At 65.4% G+C, this 17,818-nt stretch carries 17 protein-coding genes and 1 pseudogene; all 18 read left to right on the top strand.

The genetic code is table 11. The features are described 5' to 3' along the window. Window positions 1-304: 304 nt before the first annotated feature. The 18 genes and pseudogenes from C7389_RS04265 (at window position 305) to traF (ending at window position 17,809) form a co-directional block, all read left to right on the top strand. Window positions 305-1,735, top strand: coding sequence for a Wadjet anti-phage system protein JetA family protein (locus C7389_RS04265; protein ID WP_133588692.1), 1,431 nt, complete (start codon window positions 305-307; stop codon window positions 1,733-1,735). Further along, window positions 1,728-2,408 (top strand): DUF4194 domain-containing protein, encoded by a 681-nt coding sequence (locus C7389_RS04260; RefSeq protein WP_133588690.1) that lies wholly within the window; start codon window positions 1,728-1,730, stop codon window positions 2,406-2,408. Before C7389_RS04265 ends, C7389_RS04260 begins: the two co-directional genes overlap by 8 nt. After that, window positions 2,398-6,060 carry an SbcC/MukB-like Walker B domain-containing protein gene (locus C7389_RS04255; protein WP_133588688.1) on the top strand — a complete coding sequence of 1,221 codons (3,663 nt, stop codon included), beginning with the start codon at window positions 2,398-2,400 and terminating at the stop codon, window positions 6,058-6,060. Before C7389_RS04260 ends, C7389_RS04255 begins: the two co-directional genes overlap by 11 nt. Beyond that, window positions 6,057-7,220: a Wadjet anti-phage system protein JetD domain-containing protein gene (locus C7389_RS04250; RefSeq protein ID WP_133588685.1), complete on the top strand. Its 1,164-nt coding sequence runs from the start codon at window positions 6,057-6,059 to the stop codon at window positions 7,218-7,220. Before C7389_RS04255 ends, C7389_RS04250 begins: the two co-directional genes overlap by 4 nt. Window positions 7,221-7,388: 168 nt before the next feature. After that, a complete protein-coding gene (locus tag C7389_RS04245) occupies window positions 7,389-7,886 on the top strand; it encodes a hypothetical protein (protein ID WP_133588683.1) in 498 nt (165 codons plus the stop codon). A 178-nt stretch (window positions 7,887-8,064) separates the two neighbouring features. Then, a complete protein-coding gene (locus C7389_RS04240) occupies window positions 8,065-8,601 on the top strand; it encodes a lytic transglycosylase domain-containing protein (RefSeq protein ID WP_133588681.1) in 537 nt (178 codons plus the stop codon). Then, window positions 8,598-9,278, top strand: coding sequence for an OmpA family protein (locus C7389_RS04235; protein WP_133588679.1), 681 nt, complete (start codon window positions 8,598-8,600; stop codon window positions 9,276-9,278). Before C7389_RS04240 ends, C7389_RS04235 begins: the two co-directional genes overlap by 4 nt. A 134-nt stretch (window positions 9,279-9,412) precedes the next feature. Beyond that, complete coding sequence (locus tag C7389_RS04230) at window positions 9,413-9,763, top strand: hypothetical protein (protein WP_133588677.1); 351 nt, start codon at window positions 9,413-9,415, stop codon at window positions 9,761-9,763. Window positions 9,764-9,791: 28 nt separating this feature from the next. Further along, a complete protein-coding gene (traL, locus tag C7389_RS04225) occupies window positions 9,792-10,091 on the top strand; it encodes a type IV conjugative transfer system protein TraL (protein ID WP_133588675.1) in 300 nt (99 codons plus the stop codon). 16 nt (window positions 10,092-10,107) lie between these two features. After that, on the top strand, window positions 10,108-10,674 hold the full coding sequence (gene traE, locus C7389_RS04220; RefSeq protein ID WP_133588673.1) for a type IV conjugative transfer system protein TraE: 567 nt from the start codon (window positions 10,108-10,110) through the stop codon (window positions 10,672-10,674). 299 nt (window positions 10,675-10,973) lie between these two features. Further along, window positions 10,974-11,534 (top strand): type-F conjugative transfer system secretin TraK, encoded by a 561-nt coding sequence (locus C7389_RS25340; RefSeq protein ID WP_246034627.1) that lies wholly within the window; start codon window positions 10,974-10,976, stop codon window positions 11,532-11,534. After that, window positions 11,531-12,889 (top strand): TraB/TrbI/VirB10 family type IV secretion system protein, encoded by a 1,359-nt coding sequence (locus tag C7389_RS04210; protein ID WP_133588671.1) that lies wholly within the window; start codon window positions 11,531-11,533, stop codon window positions 12,887-12,889. Before C7389_RS25340 ends, C7389_RS04210 begins: the two co-directional genes overlap by 4 nt. Further along, window positions 12,876-13,679: a DsbC family protein gene (locus C7389_RS04205; RefSeq protein WP_133588669.1), complete on the top strand. Its 804-nt coding sequence runs from the start codon at window positions 12,876-12,878 to the stop codon at window positions 13,677-13,679. The genes C7389_RS04210 and C7389_RS04205 overlap by 14 nt, the downstream gene beginning before the upstream one ends. Continuing rightward, entirely contained in the window at window positions 13,676-14,275 is a 600-nt protein-coding gene (gene traV / locus C7389_RS04200) for a type IV conjugative transfer system lipoprotein TraV (protein ID WP_133588667.1), read from the top strand. Before C7389_RS04205 ends, traV begins: the two co-directional genes overlap by 4 nt. A gap of 7 nt (window positions 14,276-14,282) precedes the next feature. Next, window positions 14,283-15,473 (top strand): annotated as a pseudogene (locus tag C7389_RS25335) (TraC family protein); the annotation flags it as partial. 292 nt (window positions 15,474-15,765) lie between these two features. Beyond that, window positions 15,766-16,845, top strand: coding sequence for a TraG/VirB4 family ATPase (locus C7389_RS25330; protein ID WP_342773491.1), 1,080 nt, complete (start codon window positions 15,766-15,768; stop codon window positions 16,843-16,845). Further along, window positions 16,842-17,222: a hypothetical protein gene (locus tag C7389_RS04190; RefSeq protein WP_133588665.1), complete on the top strand. Its 381-nt coding sequence runs from the start codon at window positions 16,842-16,844 to the stop codon at window positions 17,220-17,222. Before C7389_RS25330 ends, C7389_RS04190 begins: the two co-directional genes overlap by 4 nt. Beyond that, window positions 17,219-17,809: a conjugative transfer signal peptidase TraF gene (traF, locus tag C7389_RS04185; RefSeq protein WP_133588662.1), complete on the top strand. Its 591-nt coding sequence runs from the start codon at window positions 17,219-17,221 to the stop codon at window positions 17,807-17,809. The genes C7389_RS04190 and traF overlap by 4 nt, the downstream gene beginning before the upstream one ends. Window positions 17,810-17,818 lie beyond the last annotated feature (9 nt).

Below are 17,818 nucleotides of genomic sequence, written 5' to 3'. Positions count from 1 at the left end.
GTATCCAAACTGATTTGGCTTCGCTTGGGTTTGATGGGATAAGATCGGGTTTGTGCTGAGGTGCGGCGTGATTGGCCGGTTCGGAGGCTCACGCCGTGAGCCTCCGCTAGCGTAGGGTTGCGGTGTGTCACATCATGGAGACCACGTGAGCGACAAGAAACTTGGGGCGCATCCGTTCATCTGCCAGGCCGACCAAGGCCTGAAGGACAGGTTCGATCTACGGATACAGGATGGGATGCTGCAATGTAGGCGTGGCCCACACGACGGCCAACGACAAGCAGCGGCTCTGCGGCACGGATAGCTTATGTTCACTTCCGGGCACGCGCAGTTCTTCCGTCCGCTGACACTCAAGAAGCGCCGGCTCATCGCCGCCTGCATTCGTGCCTTCTACCAGCGGCTTTACGGGTCTCACGCCGACTACCGCTCAATCCTCGGGCGAGAGGAACTGCGCGACTTGTTCGTGCAGACGATCCAGACGGACGGTGCTCGAACCGAGCCGGATGACGATGCAGGCGAAGAGGGATTTGCGCCCGCCGATCTGGCCGACGACCAGAAGATGGCGAGCGCCTTCATTCGCCAGCTCGTGGCCGACGGCTGGCTGGAAACCGCCGAAGACCGTGTCCGTCTGGTCACGGCCTACCGCTTCACCCGCACCGGCAAGATTTTCGCCCAAGCCCTGACCCTGGCTGACCGCCCTCGCGAGCGAACCCGTCAGCGCAACATGCGTTCGTGCAAGAACGCCCTCGGCGCCTTCATCGAACGCCGCGATGTGGAAGATCTACTGGACGCCTACGAGTACGCCGATCGGGTGATCACCGATCTGTCCGAGGACATCGAGTTGTTCTATGAGCTGGCTCGCAAGATCCTTCTGGACGCTCATGCTCAGGGCAACTGGGATTCCTTCGTCGAGTTCGTGGAACGTCGCTTCCGGGACGAGTTCTCTCCCCGTCTGGTGTATGACAACGCCGAGCGTCATCGCCTGGACATCGCCGCCCTGATCGATCGGCTGCATGAGCTGACGGCAGCCGAGATTCAGGCCATCGACGCCGAGCTGACCCTCCACGCGCCATGGGTGGCGCAGGCCGCCCCCAGCGGCGGTGTGCTGGGCTGGCTCTTGGAGCGGATCGAGGACATGGTGACCGCGGCCTGCCGGACAAAGCAGCCGGAGCTATTCCGGGCCATGGAAAGCTACATCCGCCGCCACGTGGTATTGCTGTCCCAGAGCCTCTTCATGGATGTAAATGGGGCCAACGCCGCCCTTTCCAGTCTGATCCGTTCCATCGGCGGAATGTCGCGGGAAGGGCAAACTGCCTGGCTGGAAACCCAGGGTGCAGCGCTGTCGCCCGTTGCCGTGGCGCTATATGACCCAGCGACGATTCGGATGAAGACCGCCGCGGAACGCACCCGGGCCCAGACCATCAGCATCGTTCCCGAGATCACGCGGGAGGAGCGCCTGAGGCAGTTCCTGCGGCAGGCCGAGGAACGTGCCTTCTCGTTGTCGCAGCATGACGTCGTGAACTATCTCCTCGGCCATATGAACGGGAAGGATCAGCTTCGCTTGTCGGAACTGCCGGTGGAGGACGCCATCCAGGCCTTGTCCCTGCTGCGTGCGGTCGAGGCGGCCCGAAGCAGCGAAAGCCTGGAGGTGGAGCGGCGGGAGGGCGAACCGCTGGAGAACCCGATTATGTCGGGTACGGACTACGCGATCAGGAAGAGGCATGTCGGCCATGGATGAAACCACGATTGGACAGCTGGTCGGCGCCGAGTTGAAGGCGCGCGGGGTGCGGCCCGAGTCTTTCCGGCAGATCGCCGGCCGTCTGCTGGGGCTCTCCATCCTGCACCGGGAGGACAGTGCAATCGAGCGGCAGCTTTACGACGATGCCGTCCGTATTGAAGGCCTGCTCAACGATTACTTCGAGGCGGCAGGGTTTCGTCTCTTCCATGAGCGGCACCAGAACTACTTCCGGCTCTACCCGCCCGGCGCCCGCGCCCCTGGTCTGCCCGACGAGGACGATGCAGTCGTGGTTGAGGCTGTACGGGCCAGGCTATCCGCCGATTTCGTCGCGACCTGCCTCGCCCTGCGGCTGCTTTATAACGAAGGCCTGCGGCAAGGTTCGATCAACGAGCGCAATGAGGCGCTGGTGACCGTGGAACACCTGAACGCCACCCTGACCGCGCACATGCGTCGCTCGCTGCCGCCGAAGACTGCTCGGGAAAAGCTCTTCGCCGACTTGAAGCGGGCGCGCCTGATCGACTATCGGGCCGACCCGCAGGTAGAAGACGCCGATGCCCTCATCGCTGTTCGGGGAACGGTCCTGCAGTTCGTCGCGGATTCCGCCGTCGACGCCCTGCTCTCGCAGGCACAGAAGCCGGCACCAATGCCCGAGGAGACAGGCGATGAAGCTTGAGAAGCTTATCCTCATAAACTGGGGTTTCGTGGTTTCCAGCGAATATCCCTTCGGCAATGCCACGCTGCTGTCTGGATCCACCGGGGTGGGCAAATCCTCTTTTCAGGATGCGATCCAGTTGATCATGACCGGCGGCAAGCAGCACATCAACGTGTTCAACTCTGCCCAGGATGAAGTGGGCGCAGGCGGGCGTGCCGGCGGCAAGGTGAGGCGCACCCTGGCCACCTACGCGATCGGCATGCGGGATAACCTGTGTGCTCGACCGTTTGGCTCCCACACCTATGTCGCTGCCGTTTTTTCACCTGAGCCCGACGAAGTGGCAGAAGCGTTTACCGCTGTGGTCGCTGTGGAAGCGGAGGTTTCCTGCAGCCGGGAACAGGGCCGTAATGCCGAGGTAAGCCGCAAACAGTACCTTGTCCTGCCAGGAAGCCGGTTGTCCGAGGCGGATTTCATCGCCTCGCGAAAAGGCGCTTCCATCGTTGCGGTGCCGGTCGAAGAGATCTATGTACGCCTGCGTCAGCGCTATCCGAAGGTGCTGTTCTTCGAGAACAGCATCGAGGATTACCTGTGCAAGCTCTATGCGGAATTCCGCGGTGGAGGCAAGACTCTGGTCGGTCCGCGCGAGGCGGAGGCTGCTGCCCGTGCCTTCGTCCAGTCCATTGCCCGAAAGACCGTCGGTTCGGTGGACGAGCTGATCCGCGAGCAGGTATTGGCGGAGCCCGACTTTTCCGAGCAGATCGGGCATATCGCGTCGCTCATGCAGAACGTGCAGCGTCTGCGCAAGATCGCCACGGATTTGCAGGCTTCCCAGCAGCGACTTGAAAAACTCAAGGAGCATGCCGATGCTTTCCTCGCCGCATTCGAGGAAGCCCTCGAAGCCGAGTTGGGCGAAGCTCTGCGCCGCAAATTCGATGTCGAGCGGAAGATTGAAGGGTTGCAGCAGACCAGGCGGCAAGCCCATGCCGATGCCGAGAGGGAAAAGGTGCTCGCGGAGCGGCACGGCAAGGCATTGGAGCGGGCCACGCATCTGCTCGCCGCTGCCCAAGGCCGGCTCAACGGCAATCCGGTGGCTCAGGAGCGCGCGCGGATCGACCACAGGATCGAGACTGAAAGGGACAACCGGTCAGGCATCGCAGCCGAACTGCTCGGTGCACTGCAAGGCGTGCGCAACGTCCTGAGTGAGTTGGCTGTCTTGGCCACGCAGCCCAACCAGGAGGAGTCAGCTTACAAGGCGGCGGTCGATCGCCTTGTGCTGGACCTCGCCCGGATCGACATCGCCAATGCTCGGGCAGCAGTCAAGCAACTGGCAACACAGCTCGCCTCGGGGGTAGTCGAGCTTAGCCTTCTGCCACGGGATCGGCTTGCAGATCTGGATGCCGAATTGACGCCGTTGATGGAGCGAGTTCACGGCCCCGATGGCCTCTATGCATCGGTGACGCGAGAACAGGGCCGCCAGCAGGACAAGGCCCAGGCCCTGCAAGAGGAGATCGAGGGCCTTGCCAAGCGCCGGCAGGGGCTGGAGGACGGAAGGATGGACGTGCCCGACGCCGTGGAGGCCGCCGTCACGTTCCTTGAGTCGAAGTACCCTGGCGCCCGACCGCGGGTGCTGTGCAATCTGGTCCAGCCCCGTGAAGGCTCGCGCTGGCAGAACGCTATCGAAGGGCTGCTGGGCGGCAACCGTTTCCTCATCCTGGTCGAGGCGGATTTCGAAGCACGTGCCATTCACGCGGTGCGCCATGAGCTGCGCGGCATCGCCGCATCAGTGATGCAAGGGGAGCTGGCCAGGCAGCGCGCCGCAAATCAAGCGCTGCCGGCCGATTCCATTCTCCATGAGCTCGTCATCACCGACGAAACAGCAAGGGCCTACCTCATTGCGAGCTACGGCCGCTACGTCAAGGTCCGCGATGCGGAGGCTTTGCGTCGAGTGCCCCAGGGCCTGACGGTGGACGGCATGGCCTCGGGCGGCTTCAAGATGTTCACGTGCTGGATGGAGGATGGAGACCTGGCCTTCGGCGCCGAGGCGCGGCGCAAGCGGGCGGTAAGGCTCGGCCGGGACATCGAAGAGAAGACGCGTGAGATGGGCAGACTCAAGACGAAAGCTGCCGAGCTGGCCGGTTGGGGCGAGCGTTTGCGCAAGCTCAATTGTTCCCCCATTGCGCCTCAGTTGGATGCCCTGGCCGAGACGCAGCGTCTCTTGAACAGCCTGGCCGCCGAGCGCGCAAGCCTCGACGACTCGGGTATCAAAACCCTGGAGCGGCGGTTGGCACGAGCGCAACGCCTTTTTGACGGGCACCTGGACCTCAAGGGCCGAGCGGAACGCGCCGCGGGCGAGGCAGCAGGCCGCGCCAAGGGCTTGGACGCAAGCATTGCCGAGGCCGAAGGCGAACTGGACCTGCGGGCAGACGGCATCAGGCGCGTAAGGCTGCGCATGGTGGAACTGGTCCGCCTCAATCCTCGGTTCGCACCGGCCCAACTGGAGCACCGCGCTCAAGAGGCTGTGGCGGACCAGACGGCCGAACAGTTCGACGGGCGGCGTCGTCAGCAGACCGGCTTGTACCGTGAACGTCGCGAGGCGTTCGAACGGCAGATCGAGGAGCACAATCGGCTCGCCGCCTCCCTCGACGAAAGGGTGAGCTACCAGCCCCGCCACTCCTCGGAAGCGGAATACGAGTGGCAGGCCTATGGCGGTATTCCGGAATCTCGTCGACAAATCGTGGCGATGCTCGATCGCCTCGAGCAGGTACGCATTCTGAACAATGCGCGCGAATTGCAGGACGCCGAGAAGAACTTCAACAACACTTTTAGCACTCACTTCGCCCTGGCCGTGCGCACCGCCGTGGAACAGGGCATTCAGCCGCTCAAGCGGCTGAACGAGAAACTTAAACGCCTTGCCTTCGGCGAGGACCGGTTCGAGATCGAATACGGTCAGATGGTCAAGGAGTACAAGAAGTATTACGACCTGTTCCAGGAACTCAATCGGCTGGCCGAAACGCAGACGCCGGTGGATTTGTTCTCCGCGGCTGAAGGCGTGCTGTCCGGAGACGGTGCCGTAGCCCTGGATGAGATCAAGAACTTGCTCCTCGACCCCAACCGCGAGTATGCGTTGCGGCGCCTGAGGGACATCGCCGACTATCGCAGTTACCGCCACTACGACATCCGCAAATACTCGGAGGACGGGCGCGAAGCCTCCCTCGCCAAGATGGCAACCTTCTCCGGCGGCGAGCTCATGACTCCGGCCTATTTGGTGCGTGCGGCCGTATTGGCCCAGGCCTTCCGCCAGTTCGAGAAATCGGCCAGCCTCAGACTCATGATGATCGACGAGGCTTTCGACAAGATGGACGAAGCTCGTACAGCCGCCGTCATGCGTTATCTCAACGAGAACCTCGGCCTGCAGTTGATCGTCGCCATGCCATCCCGCGCTTCCGGCCCGTTGCTGGATTTGTTTACCTTCGAGCACCGTTTCTCCTTGATGAAGGTGGAAGGCTTGGCCGGAGAACTGGACAAAGTTACCGAGGTGGACAGCTCGGCGCTCAAGACCGACTACCTGCGCACACTTTGGGCAAAACGCCGCGACGAAGTGAAACTGGAGGCAGAGCAGGAATTCCTGCTGCAGGAAGCGCGACAGCAGGTCGCCACCGGACTGCAGACATGAATACCGAGTCGTTCGTTGGAGTCCGCGAGCCGGCACTGGCGGCCCTGCTCAATGCTCTGGTCGACCGCATCGAAGCAAGGCCTTTTCCAGAGCGGTCCCGGGATCTCGTCTTCCCGTTGAACCCGCACAACTGGCCAGAGTTCTTCGCCATCGACCATCCAAGGGAACGCACCTTTGTCTGGCAGGCGCTGGAAACTGTCGTGGGACAACGGGGATTTGAGCTAAGACTCGACCAGCGAAAGAGCCGCCTCGACCTCGATATCTGGGAAAGGCGGCCGAAAATCATCGTCTCGCCGGACGGCGAGGCCTTCCTTCGCGAAGCGACGAAGCGCTACCCGAGCGTCACGTCTCGCTGGATGGAGCAGTGGCGACAAGCGGTATTGACCCGGTTCGGCGAAGGAGAGTTGGGAGCCCGACTACTCTCCCGACCCATCAGCATCATCCAGCGCTCGGCCGACGACGTATTAGAGCGGTTTGCGGCGCTTGCTGCTTTGTCCGACTCGGGTCTCATGCTGCACGAAGTGGCCAGCCGCCAGTTCTGGGGTCTGTCGAAGATCCTCAATGGCCAGCAGGAGGCCATCGCCCTATTGCTTGGGCAACCCATTTGCCCTTTCCCCGACAAGCCGGTGCAGCTGCTCGTTTCCGCTCTCACCGACGATGCCGATGCACCGATTCTGTTCGTCGAGAACGCCGCAACATTCGAGTCCCTGGCGTCAGGCCGCCTGGATGCGGCTCGCGACTTCATCCTCGTTTTCGCCTCAGGCTACAAGGCCAGCGCGCGGCGACTCCGCAGCCCGGGCGGCAGCTCCGTCTATTTTGCCCCGCGCGTCTTGACCAGCAATGTCGAACTGCCGGGAAAGTTCCTTGTGTGGCTGTACTCGGCCAGTACCGACCGAGCTATCCACTTCTGGGGAGATCTGGATTTTGCCGGCATGGATATCCTCAAGGAACTGCGCGTAGTGTTCCCTGAGGCGCAAGCTTGGAAGCCCGGTTACGACGCCCTCCTCGACCGCCTCTACTTGGGTGAATCCCATGCACCCGATGAGGCGAAGAAATCCGGCCAGACTGATCCCGGCCAGACGGGCTGTCGCTATGCCGACGCAGTTCTCTTGCCAGCGCTGCGCCAGCATGAGCGGTTCGTGGATCAGGAGAGTCTGTAGCCAAGCATATGGCTTATGACCTTTGCGATTTCGGGGACTACGGCAGTGCGCTGACGGCGAAAGCCCCCTGATAAGGCCTTCATTCCGAGGAGACGCAACAGCTCCAACTGCCTACCCTTCGCTACGTACTCATATGAGACGTACCACGACGGATTCGAGGTAAGCAGCATGTTCACCGCCACGCCAACGACTGATCCAGACAACATCGCATCGCCCGCAGAGAAGAGCGAAGCTCACGATGTCATAGAGACGCGCTTGTGGCTCGAGGAACACGACTGGCTCTACCGCCTCCTGCGCAGCGAAGACAATGTGTCGCCGACATTCCGTCTACCCGATCTGATCAGCGCCTGCGTCTCGTTGGTCTTCGAGCATCACGATGCCCCTGCGCGTATCTTCCGGTTTCTCGGAACCGAGTTGGTTCTTCGTCAGCCCCAAACGCCGCGCCGCCGCGAATCGATGTGGCGGCCGCAGTACCAGTTGCTGCTGGCGCTGCAGCGCTCACCTGCCAATCGGCACCCCAACCCCAAGTTCCAACTCGACCAACTGACCACTGCCTGCGTCGCCCTGTGCCGGATAGAGGATGGCTCGGGAGCCGCCGTCCTGCGGCAGGCGCGCCGCAACATGGCTAAACGATCCCATCGCGGGCGGGAGGCACCGCCCGGCTAAGGCTTTCCTCGGCTCAACTGCTGTCCCTGATCGGCATCCCGACCCGCTCGCTCACCTCGCCCGGCTAAACGCCGGACCGACCCGAACCCGACCCTGACCGTCTGCGAACCGCCGACGGCCCAGACCTCGCTGCCCGCTTCCCGGCGGGTCGTTCCGGTTTCGATTGGAGAGGTGATTCATGCGTCGACTGCCGCGTCTTGCTGCCCTGGCTGCGTTTGCCGTCCTGGCGTTCGCGTCGACTGGGGCGCAGGCCTGTTGGGAGGAGGCTGCCCAGCGTTACGGCGTCTCGGCCGACCTGCTCTATGCCATTGCCCGGGTCGAGTCGAACCTCAATCCCCGGGCGGTCAACCGCTCGCACCTCCGGCGCACCGGGTCCTACGACATCGGGCTCATGCAGATCAACAGCGGCCATCTGCGGACCCTGTCCCGTCACGGTATCCGCGAAGCCGATCTCTTCGTGCCCTGCACCAACATCCATGTCGGCGCCTGGTTGCTCGCGGACAGTTTTTCGCGGCGAGGCGCGACGTGGGATGCCGTCGGCGCCTACAACGCGGCCTGCTCGCAACTAAAGGGCAAGGACTGCATCGAGGCCCGCGCCAAGTACGCCTGGCGGGTGTACCGCCAGTTGTCTCGGCAACGCGGCGCACGCTCGGGTTCGCTGACGGTATCGACGGCGGCGACCTCCGCCCTGATGTCGGTGAGGGTCTCGCCATGATGGCTCGCGTTATGCGTCGCGCCGGTTGGCTCGCCGTTGTCGGCTGCTGCACGGCCCTTGCAGCGTCGTGCAGCCTGTTCCGCGCGCAGGAGCCGCTCGATTCCACAACCGGACGGCACCCGACAGAACCCGCACGGTTGGCCCAACTCGATTTCGGCCGCGACGCTGTGTTCGCGCAGTGCGTGCCCCCGGCCTGCCCCACGCGCACGCCCAAGACCCTGGCCGCCGAAGCGCCCAGGCAGTCGATCGACCCTGCCGCGTCGCCCGCCCCGGCCGAACCCGTCGCGCCCGCCCCCGTGCAGCCCGCTCCTGCGACGACGGCGCCGTCCTCGCGTACGGTCATTGTGCAGTTCGCCCTGGGCAGCGCGAAGCTGAGCCGCGCCGCGCGTTCCCAGCTGAATGCGGCCATGGACGACCTATTGCGAGTGCGCCGCATCACGATCATCGGCCGTACCGATAGCACGGGGCCCCTAGCGTTCAACCAGGACCTCGCCCTGGCGCGCGCCCTCGCCGTTCGCGACCACCTTCGCAGGACGCATCCGGCGCTAGCCGCGACGCTGACCCTACGCGCCCGTGGCGCGTGCTGCTTCATCGCCCCCAACGACACCCTGGCCGGCCGCGCCCAGAACCGCCGGGTCGAGGTGGTCTTCCAGATGAACGAGGAGGACCAGCCATGACCTCGTGCCGGTCGTTCGCCGATCTCGAACTCGTTCACCCGTCGAGCCATCACGCTCCCACCCGCAGGCGCATCCACACGCCCACCCGTCTCCCCTACCCCCGTTCAACGCTCAATCCATTCCCGGAGGTTTTCATGAACACTGCAGTGCTCGTCGCTTCCCCCCGCGTTTCCCCGCGCAAGCCGATGACCGTCGCGATGCTGCTCGCGACGATCGTGCTCGGCCTCTGCGCCGCCTTCCCCGGCTACGCCCTGGACTTGGTCGCCTTCACCGGCATCACCGGCCCGCTCACCTCGGCCCTGACCCAACTCGCCGATCTGGGGCCGGGAATCAAGGCGCTGGTCGGCTTCATCGGCTTCGTCGTCGCGCTGATTTCCCTCTCCGCGCTGCGCAACTTCGGTCCCGTTCTGTTCTACGTCGGCCTCGCCATCTTCGCCGCCGTCGGCCTGGTAATCGCCGGCGCGATCATGGGCGTGGTGGTCTGACGCCTGCCTCGAGCACTGGGAAACCGGCATGCGCACCGACACCTACATTCCCCGTCGTCTGGACGACCAGTGGAAGATCGGCTTCTGGGACGTCGATGTCGCGGCGCCGGTCGTTCTCATGTTCTTCGTCGGCTACCTGTCCGGCACGAGGATGTCCTTCGCCATCTGCCTGGCGACGGGCATCTTCCTCTCGCGCTGGATCTCACGGCTGAAGGCGGACAAGCACCCGGCCTATGCCATCCACTGGTTGTACTGGCATCTGCCCGCGATTCCCCTGACCGCGATGCGTGCGACCCCGCCCTCGCACCTGCGCCGCATGGTCGGTTGAGGCCGGGAGAACGCCCATGGACTTCGAACGGCTCAACGGCGACATCAAGGAGATGCGGCGCCGCAATCGCGGGCTCGGCCTGGCGGTCGGCGTGCTGGCTGCCGGCCAGATCCTCGCCCTGGTGGTCATCCTCAACCTGTTGGGGACGGTACGCACGATCGTCGTGCCGCCCGCCCTCACCCAGACCTTCTGGGTCACCCGCGACCAGGCCAGCCACGAATATCTCGAGCAGATGGGCAGCTTCATCGCCTGGCTGATCCTCGACGTGACTCCGGCGTCGATCGACTGGAAGAAGGACGTCCTCTTGGGCTACGTCGAGCCCGAGCAGTACGGCCCGCTCAAGACTCGGCAGGAAGTGGAAGCCGAGCGCCTGAAGCGCATCAACGCCGCCACCGTGTTCGCGCCCCAGCAACTTGTCCCCAGCGAAGCGGCGCAGAGCGTCGTCATCCGCGGGCGCCTGCGCACCCTGGTCAATGGCTTCGAGACGGCGAACGAGCTCAAGGCCTACCTGATCGAGTTCAGCTACGCCGGCGCGCGCATGCACCTGAAAGCCTTCAAGGAGGTGCCCTATGCGAGCAAATAGATCAGCAAGTAGTCTAGCCACGGCACCGCTGCCGCGGCAGCGCATCGGACAGGCGTTGTCGGCGATTGCCACGGTCGCCGCGGTCATCCTGGCAGCGCCCGCCCATGCCCTGCAACTCGTCGAGGCCAGCGACGGCGTTTCGGTCGAAGCCATCCTCTCGATCAAGGAGCCGACGCGCATCCGCATCGAGCACGCGCCAATCACCGACGTGTTCGGCAACATTCTGTCGAGCAACTGCGGCCCGTCTCCGGCGCTGCCCGCGAGCCCGGGGGCGACGGCGCCCGGGGGCCGGCCTGCCGGTGATCAATCCGGGCGGCGAGATCGTGCTGGAGTGCGACCGCGACAAGGGCGAAATCTACATCCGCCCCGTGGGCGACTCGGCCAAGCCGATCAACCTGTTCGTCTCGTCGGCCGGCGCCACCTACACCCTGCTGCTGCGCCGCGCCGACACGCCGGCCGATACCATCGTCATTCGCGACAAGACGCCCAAGGCGTTCAGGGTGACGGGGGCGACTCAAGCAGCGGCCGGGCCGTCGCCGAATCCCATCCGGGCGATGAAGGCCCTGCTGGTGGCGATGGCCTCGGACCGTGTGCCGGCGGACATCCAGGTGGAAGAAGCGCACCGCGCGATCCAGCTGTGGACCGAAGTGCGCTTCTCCTTGGTACGCCAGTACGAGGGGCGCGGTCTCATCGGCGAGAAGTTCCTGCTGCAGAACGTCGGCACCGAACCCATGGTGGTGGCGGAGCAGGAGTTCGACCGAGACGGCGGCGAGGTCGCCGGCATCGCCATCGAGCACCACAACCTGCGCCCCGGCGAGAGCACCAGCGTCTACGTGATCCGGCGCGGAGGTGGGCGATGAACGCGCCGCGCCAACCCGCCCACGCCCTACGCGCACTGTTGGAACGCCTGTCGCCCAAGCAGCGCCAGTACGCGATGCTGGGGGCCATCGTCGCCGGCGGCGTCGGCATCCTCTGGCTGATCTTCGCCGTCACCGGCTCCAGCGCCAGGAACGGCGAGGCCCGCACCGCCGCCGGGCAACCCGGCACCGTCACCAACATCGGCGTCATGCCGCCCGGCGGCCAGGTCAACCCGGTGGACCAATGGGTCGGCACGGCAGGACGCAAGCTCGCTCAGTACGAAGCCGAGCGCGAGGAGCAAGCACGGCTAAACAAGGACCGCCAGGCCTTCGAGGCGAAGACACTGCAGCGCTTCGCGGAGTTGGAACAGCGGCTCACCTCGGCCCAACAGGCCGCCGCCACACCGGCCCCGCCGAAGCCGGTAGATCCGCCGACCTCCATGCCGCCGGCGCCGCCGCCCAAGGCAATATCGGCGGGCGCGATGCCTCCCGGCGTCCCGGGGAACCTGCCCCCACCCGCGATCGCGCCGGCCATACCCACGATCACCCGCATCTCCCTGGGCGATCGATCCCGGGCCAACACTGGTTCCAGACCGGCATCGAACACAGAAACGGCCCTGGCGTCGGGCGCCGGGGCGCGGACCCCACCTACCCTTTCCACCTTTCTGCCGGTGAGTTTCACACGCGGCACCTTGTTGGGCGGGCTCGATGCGCCCACCGGAGGCCAGTCCCAGGCCAACCCCCACCCGGTGCTGATCCGCCTCTCGGACAACAGCGTGCTACCGAATCGCTTCCGCGGCGAATACCGCGAGTGCTTCGTGATCGCGGCCGGCTACGGTGACATCAGCTCCGAGCGCGCCTATCTGCGCACCGAGAGCCTGTCCTGCGTGCGGGCCGACGGCGCCACGCTGGAAGTGAAGATCCAGGGCAGCGTCTACGGCGAGGACGGCAAGGTCGGCATGCGCGGGCGCCTGGTCACCAAGCAGGGCCAGATGCTCGCCAATGCGCTGCTGGCTGGCGTAGTGAGCGGCATCGGCCAGGGCCTCGCGACCTCGTCAACTGAATACAGCACCTCGGCGCTGGGCACTGTCGCCAGTGCCACCGGCGCCGAAGCCTACCGTGCCGGCCTCGGCACCGGGGTCGGCAAGGCGCTGGACCGCCTGGCCCAGTACTACATCAAGCTCGCCGAGAACACCTTCCCGGTCATCGAGGTCGATGCCGGCCGCGAGATCGACGTGGAGATCACCAAGGGCGTGCGCATCGACGTGCCGATGGCCGCGAATACCGCCCCGGCATCGCGCTTCCCCGCCTCTCCCGAAACCCGCTACCTGGAGACCTCCGACGATGGCAACTACTGAAGCCGTGCGCGGCCGCCTCGCGGCGATCGCGCTGGTCACAGCGTTCGCGGGCGCATTCCCGCCGGCGCACGCCGCGACGTCCGACGAATCGCGCCTCCTGGCCGCCTTGCAGAAGGCCCATCCCGGCACGCGCTTCACCGAGGTCACGCGCTCCCCGGTGGCCGGCCTTTTTGAGGTCTGGATGGACGGCAACGTCGCCTACGTCTCGGCGAGCGCCCCGCGCTATTTCCTGTTCGGCCGGCTGTTCGACACCGAGACCCTGCAGGACCTCACCGGCCCGAAGCTGGCGCAGGCGGCGCGCACCGGTAGCCCGGCAGACTCTGCCGACGTGCAAACGCCAATCCCGCCGATTGCCTTCGACCAGTTGCCGCTGGCCGATGCGATCAAGACGGTGCGCGGCAAGGGCGAGCGCCGGCTCGCCGTCTTCAGCGATCCCAACTGCCCCTACTGCCAGCAGTTGGAGCCGGAGTTGGCGAGCCTCGACAACGTCACCGTCTACACCTTCCTCATGCCCTTCCAGGGCGAGACCAAACCGATCGCGGTGTGGTGCGCGGCCGATCGTGAGCAGGCCTGGGAGCGCCTGATGCTCCGGAGCGACGAGACGCTCCTCAGTCCCGGCGCCACCTGCGACCACCCCATCGCCCGCAACCTGGAGTTGGCCCGCCGCCTCGGCTTGCAAGGCACGCCCACCCTGGTCTGGGCAGATGGCACGCGTACCGAAGGCTTCGTCGGGCGCACGGTGCTGAAGGCGCGACTCGCCCAGGCCGGCATCCCGGAGCGGCAGCCATGAAGACCCTCATCCTGCGCATCGCCACGGCCTGCCTGCTCCTCCCCCTGGGTGCCTGCATGAACATGTCGGGACTGGGTGGCGACTCGAAGTACGCCTGCAAGGCGCCCGAAGGGGTCGCCTGCGATTCGGTGTCTGGCACCTATGCCAATGCCCTGCATCACAACCTGCCCAACCAGCGGGCGCAGCGCACCTCCGCCGCCCGCCAAGAGGAATCCGACGAGCGGGCGCCCCAAACGGCGACGCGCGCCGCATCTCCCGCAACCGCCGGCGATGCCGGTCCCGGCGTGACGCCCAGCCCCTTGCGCTCGCAGGCCGGCGTCCTGCGCCTGTGGATCAAGCCTTGGGAAGACGCGGACGGTGACCTGTACGACCAGGGTTACGTGTACGTGCAGGTCGACAACGGCCAATGGCTGATCGACCACATGCAGCGCCAGATCCGCGACGCCTATGCACCACTGAAGCCGCCGCCGAACTTGCCAACTAAGTCCGCTCCGGGTACCGCCACCGAATCGAACCCCGGAGGCAACTCGCCGGTCGCGCCAAGCTTGCTGCAGCGGCCAACCGTCACCGGACCCGGCGCCAGCCGCGCACAGTGAGGACGTCATGAGCACCCCGCATCTCGACACCCCTACACCCCGCAGCCGCTCCGAGGCACCGCGCTTCGCCTTCAGCCGGCCGGTGGAGACGCCGGCCGAGCAGTTCGCCAACTGGCTGCCCTACTCCGCCTACCTCGCCGCCGAGAAGATCTTCGTCAATCGCGACAGCATGGGCTTCCTGCTGGAACTCATGCCCCAGTCCGGCGCCGACGAGCGCATGGCGGAAGTCCTGGTCTCACTCTATGCCAACTGCCCGACCGGCACCGGCATCCAGTTCCACCTCTTCGCCTCGCCCCAGGTGCGCGAGCCCTTGCGCCGCTACGCCAACCTGCGGGTCGAGGACGCGACCCAGGCCGAACAGGCCAAAGCTTGGGGCCGCCCGGCCCGCAACGGCAACCTGTTCAGGAAGCTCGCCCGCCAGCGTGTCGGCCACCTGCTGCAGGGCGCGCAGACCTCGCTCACGGCGGGCTTCCACTACACGATCCGGGACTTCCGCCTGATGCTCTCCGTCGCCTTCCCGGGCGACGCAGAAGACCTCAACCGGCGCGACGAATTGATGGCGCTGCGCGACTCGATGGCCTCGACGCTGCGCTCGGCCTCGCTCCCGAACCGTGTCTGCGACGCAGCCGATCTGATCAACTGGTGCGCCCTCTTCACCAATCCGGACCGCATCTCGCAGACCGACGCCCCCGACCTGCACTACGACGACGGCCGCGAGCTGCGCGACCAGATCGTGGACTTCGACACCATCCAGGATCCCCATCCGGGCGGCCTCACCCTCTGGAAGGAAGCCAGTCCCGAGGTGCTGGAGGCGCGCTTCTACTCGATCAAGAGCTTCCCGGAACGCTTCGCGCTCTGGCAGATGGGTTCCCTCATCGGCGACCTGATGCAACCGGCGCTGCAGTACAGCGCGCCCTTCCTGCTGACGCTGGGCGTGCATGTGCTCGACCCCAACGTCACCAAGTCGGTGGTGACCGCCAACCATGTGCGGGCGACGCAGAACGCCAAGTCCAAGATGGCCGACGTCATGCCCGATGTGAAAAAGAAATTGGACGACTGGACCGCCGCGGCGGATGCCATCGACACCGGCGGCAGCCTGGTGAGCCTCTACCACCAGTTAGCGCTCTTCACCGCCCCCGGGAAGGCGGTCGCCGCCCACGAAGCCGCCAACGCCATCTGGCGCGGCCGCGGCTTCCAGCTCAACGCCGACGCCTACATGCACCGCCAGGCGTTGCTGGCGAGCCTCCCCATGACGCTGACCGAGAAGTTCCACAAGGACCTGGTGAAGATGCGCCGGGTCACGCGCAAGACGATGGCCAACGCCATCCACATGGCGCCGCTGATCGCCGAGTGGCGCGGCACGCGCACCCCGGCCTTGGTCTTCGGCGGCCGGCGTGGCCAGTTGATGACCCTGGACATCTTCGACAACGACCTGGGCAACTACAACTTCGCCATCATCGGCGCCCCCGGGCTCGGGCAAGTCGGTGCTGATGAACGAGATGGCGTGGTCCTACCGTGCCATCGGCGCCAAGGTCTGGATGCTCGACCTCGGGCGCTCCTTCGAGAAGCTGTGCCGCAAGGCCCAGGGCACCTACATCGAGTTCCGCCCGGACGTCGACATCTGCCTCGACCCGTTCACCCACATCGTCGACATCAATGAAGACATCGACATGCTGGTGCCGGGCATCGCCAAGATGTGCTCAATGCAGCACGCGCTGGAAGAGGTCCAGTACAAGGCGATCTCGGCGATGGTCTTGAAGCTCTGGCGCGAATACGGGAACGGGCTGCGCATCACGGGGCTGCGCGATGCCTTCAAGGGCGGGACCATCGAGGAACTCGGCGTGGTCAATGATCAGCGCATCAAGGACCTCGCCATCATGCTCAACCCCTATGCGCGCGGCGGGCAGTACGAGCGTTTCTTCGAGGGGAAGAACAACGTCGATTTCTCCAACGACTTTATCGTCATCGAGAACGAGGAGCTGAAGCGTCGGCCCGACCTCCATGCGGTAGTCAATATCCTGCTGCTGCACCGGATCACCGGCGAGATGTATCTGACCCGCAACCGGCGCAAGGTACTGTTCGTCGACGAGTTGAAGCAGCAGCTGGGGGACATCGGCGCCGACGATCCCGTAAAGGCAGCCGTGATCGAGGAGGCGGCCCGACGCGCCCGCAAGTACGGCGGCGCCTTGGGCACGGCGACGCAAAGCGCCGACGACTTCTACGGCTCGGCGCAGATGGAAGCTGCTTTCAACTGCTCCGACTGGGTCTTCCTGCTGCGCCAGAAACCCGAGTCGATCGAGATGCTCGACCGCAAGGGCCGGCTCACCATGGACGAGCCGAAAAAGCGCCTCCTGAACTCGCTGCGCACCGAGGCCGGCGTCTTCTCCGAGCTCTACATCTCCTCGCCGGTGGGCGAAGGGGTTGCCCGCGCCATCCTCGATCCGGCCACCCACCTGCTCTTCTCCAACAAGCTCGAGGACAACGCCCCCATCGACGAACTGCGCGCCCAGGGCCTCTCGATCGATGAGGCGATCAGCGAACTGTTGCGGCGCCGGGGGCACGCGGTATGAAAGCGAGCGTTCTCCACTGGCTCGCCCACGGCTTGGTGACGCTGTTCGTGGTGGCCGCATCGCTCGCGGCCTACGACCGCTGGGTGCTGCGGCCGGCCCTGGTCATCGGCGTGGTGGATGTGGCCGAGGTGTACCGCGCCAAGGAAGCCGAGTTCACCCAGATCCTGACCGAGACGCTGAGTCAGCCCCACTCGGAGGAAGACCGGCAGAAGGCGCTCTCAATGGCGAAGACCTTCGCCCAGCGCCTGCCGGCCGCCCTCGATGAGCTGCCGCGGGAATGCGGCTGCCTCGTACTCCTCAAGACGGCTGTCGCCGGACCGACGCCGAACACCGTCGACCTGACCACCCAACTGCGCAGAAAGGTGGAAGCTCCATGAAAGAGCCGATCTCCCCGGTGGCACCTCAAGTCCCGCCCCGCTCCCTCGGGCGGCGTGCCCTCGACGATTTCGCCGACTTCCTGCGCCATATGCGTAGGCGCTGGTATCTCTACCTGCCGGTCTTCGCGATCTGGGGCCTCGCCTATGTGCGGCTTTTCGTCGATGCGACGCCGCGGCTGCCCGTGCTGTTCAACTGGACGCCCAGCCTGCCCTACCGGGTCGCGCTGCTGGTGATCGATGCCGGAGAACTGCATCGCGGCGACTACGTGGTGTTCGCCTTCGCGGGCGCAGCGCAAGCCGACTACCCCGGCTTGCGCGGCCAGCCCTTCTTCAAGGTCGTCCGCGGGCTGCCCGGGGATACGGTCAGCGTGCAGGGGCGCGCCGTCGCCATCAACGGCGTGCCGGTCGGAGTCGCCAAGACCCACACCCACGACCGGCGCCCGCTGGCACCGATCGCGCCCACGGTCATTCCGCCCGGCTACTTCTACATGCAGGGCACCAGTCCCGACTCCTTCGATTCGCGCTACGCCGCGAGCGGGCTGGTTCGCGCCGATCAGGTGATCGGCCGCGCGGTGCCGCTGTTCTGAGGGAGGCCG

The organism is Azoarcus indigens, assembly GCF_004361735.1.
GTDB lineage: Bacteria > Pseudomonadota > Gammaproteobacteria > Burkholderiales > Rhodocyclaceae > Azoarcus > Azoarcus indigens.
Note: the sequence above shows the minus strand (reverse complement) of the source record. Positions and strands in the feature narration are given on the sequence as shown.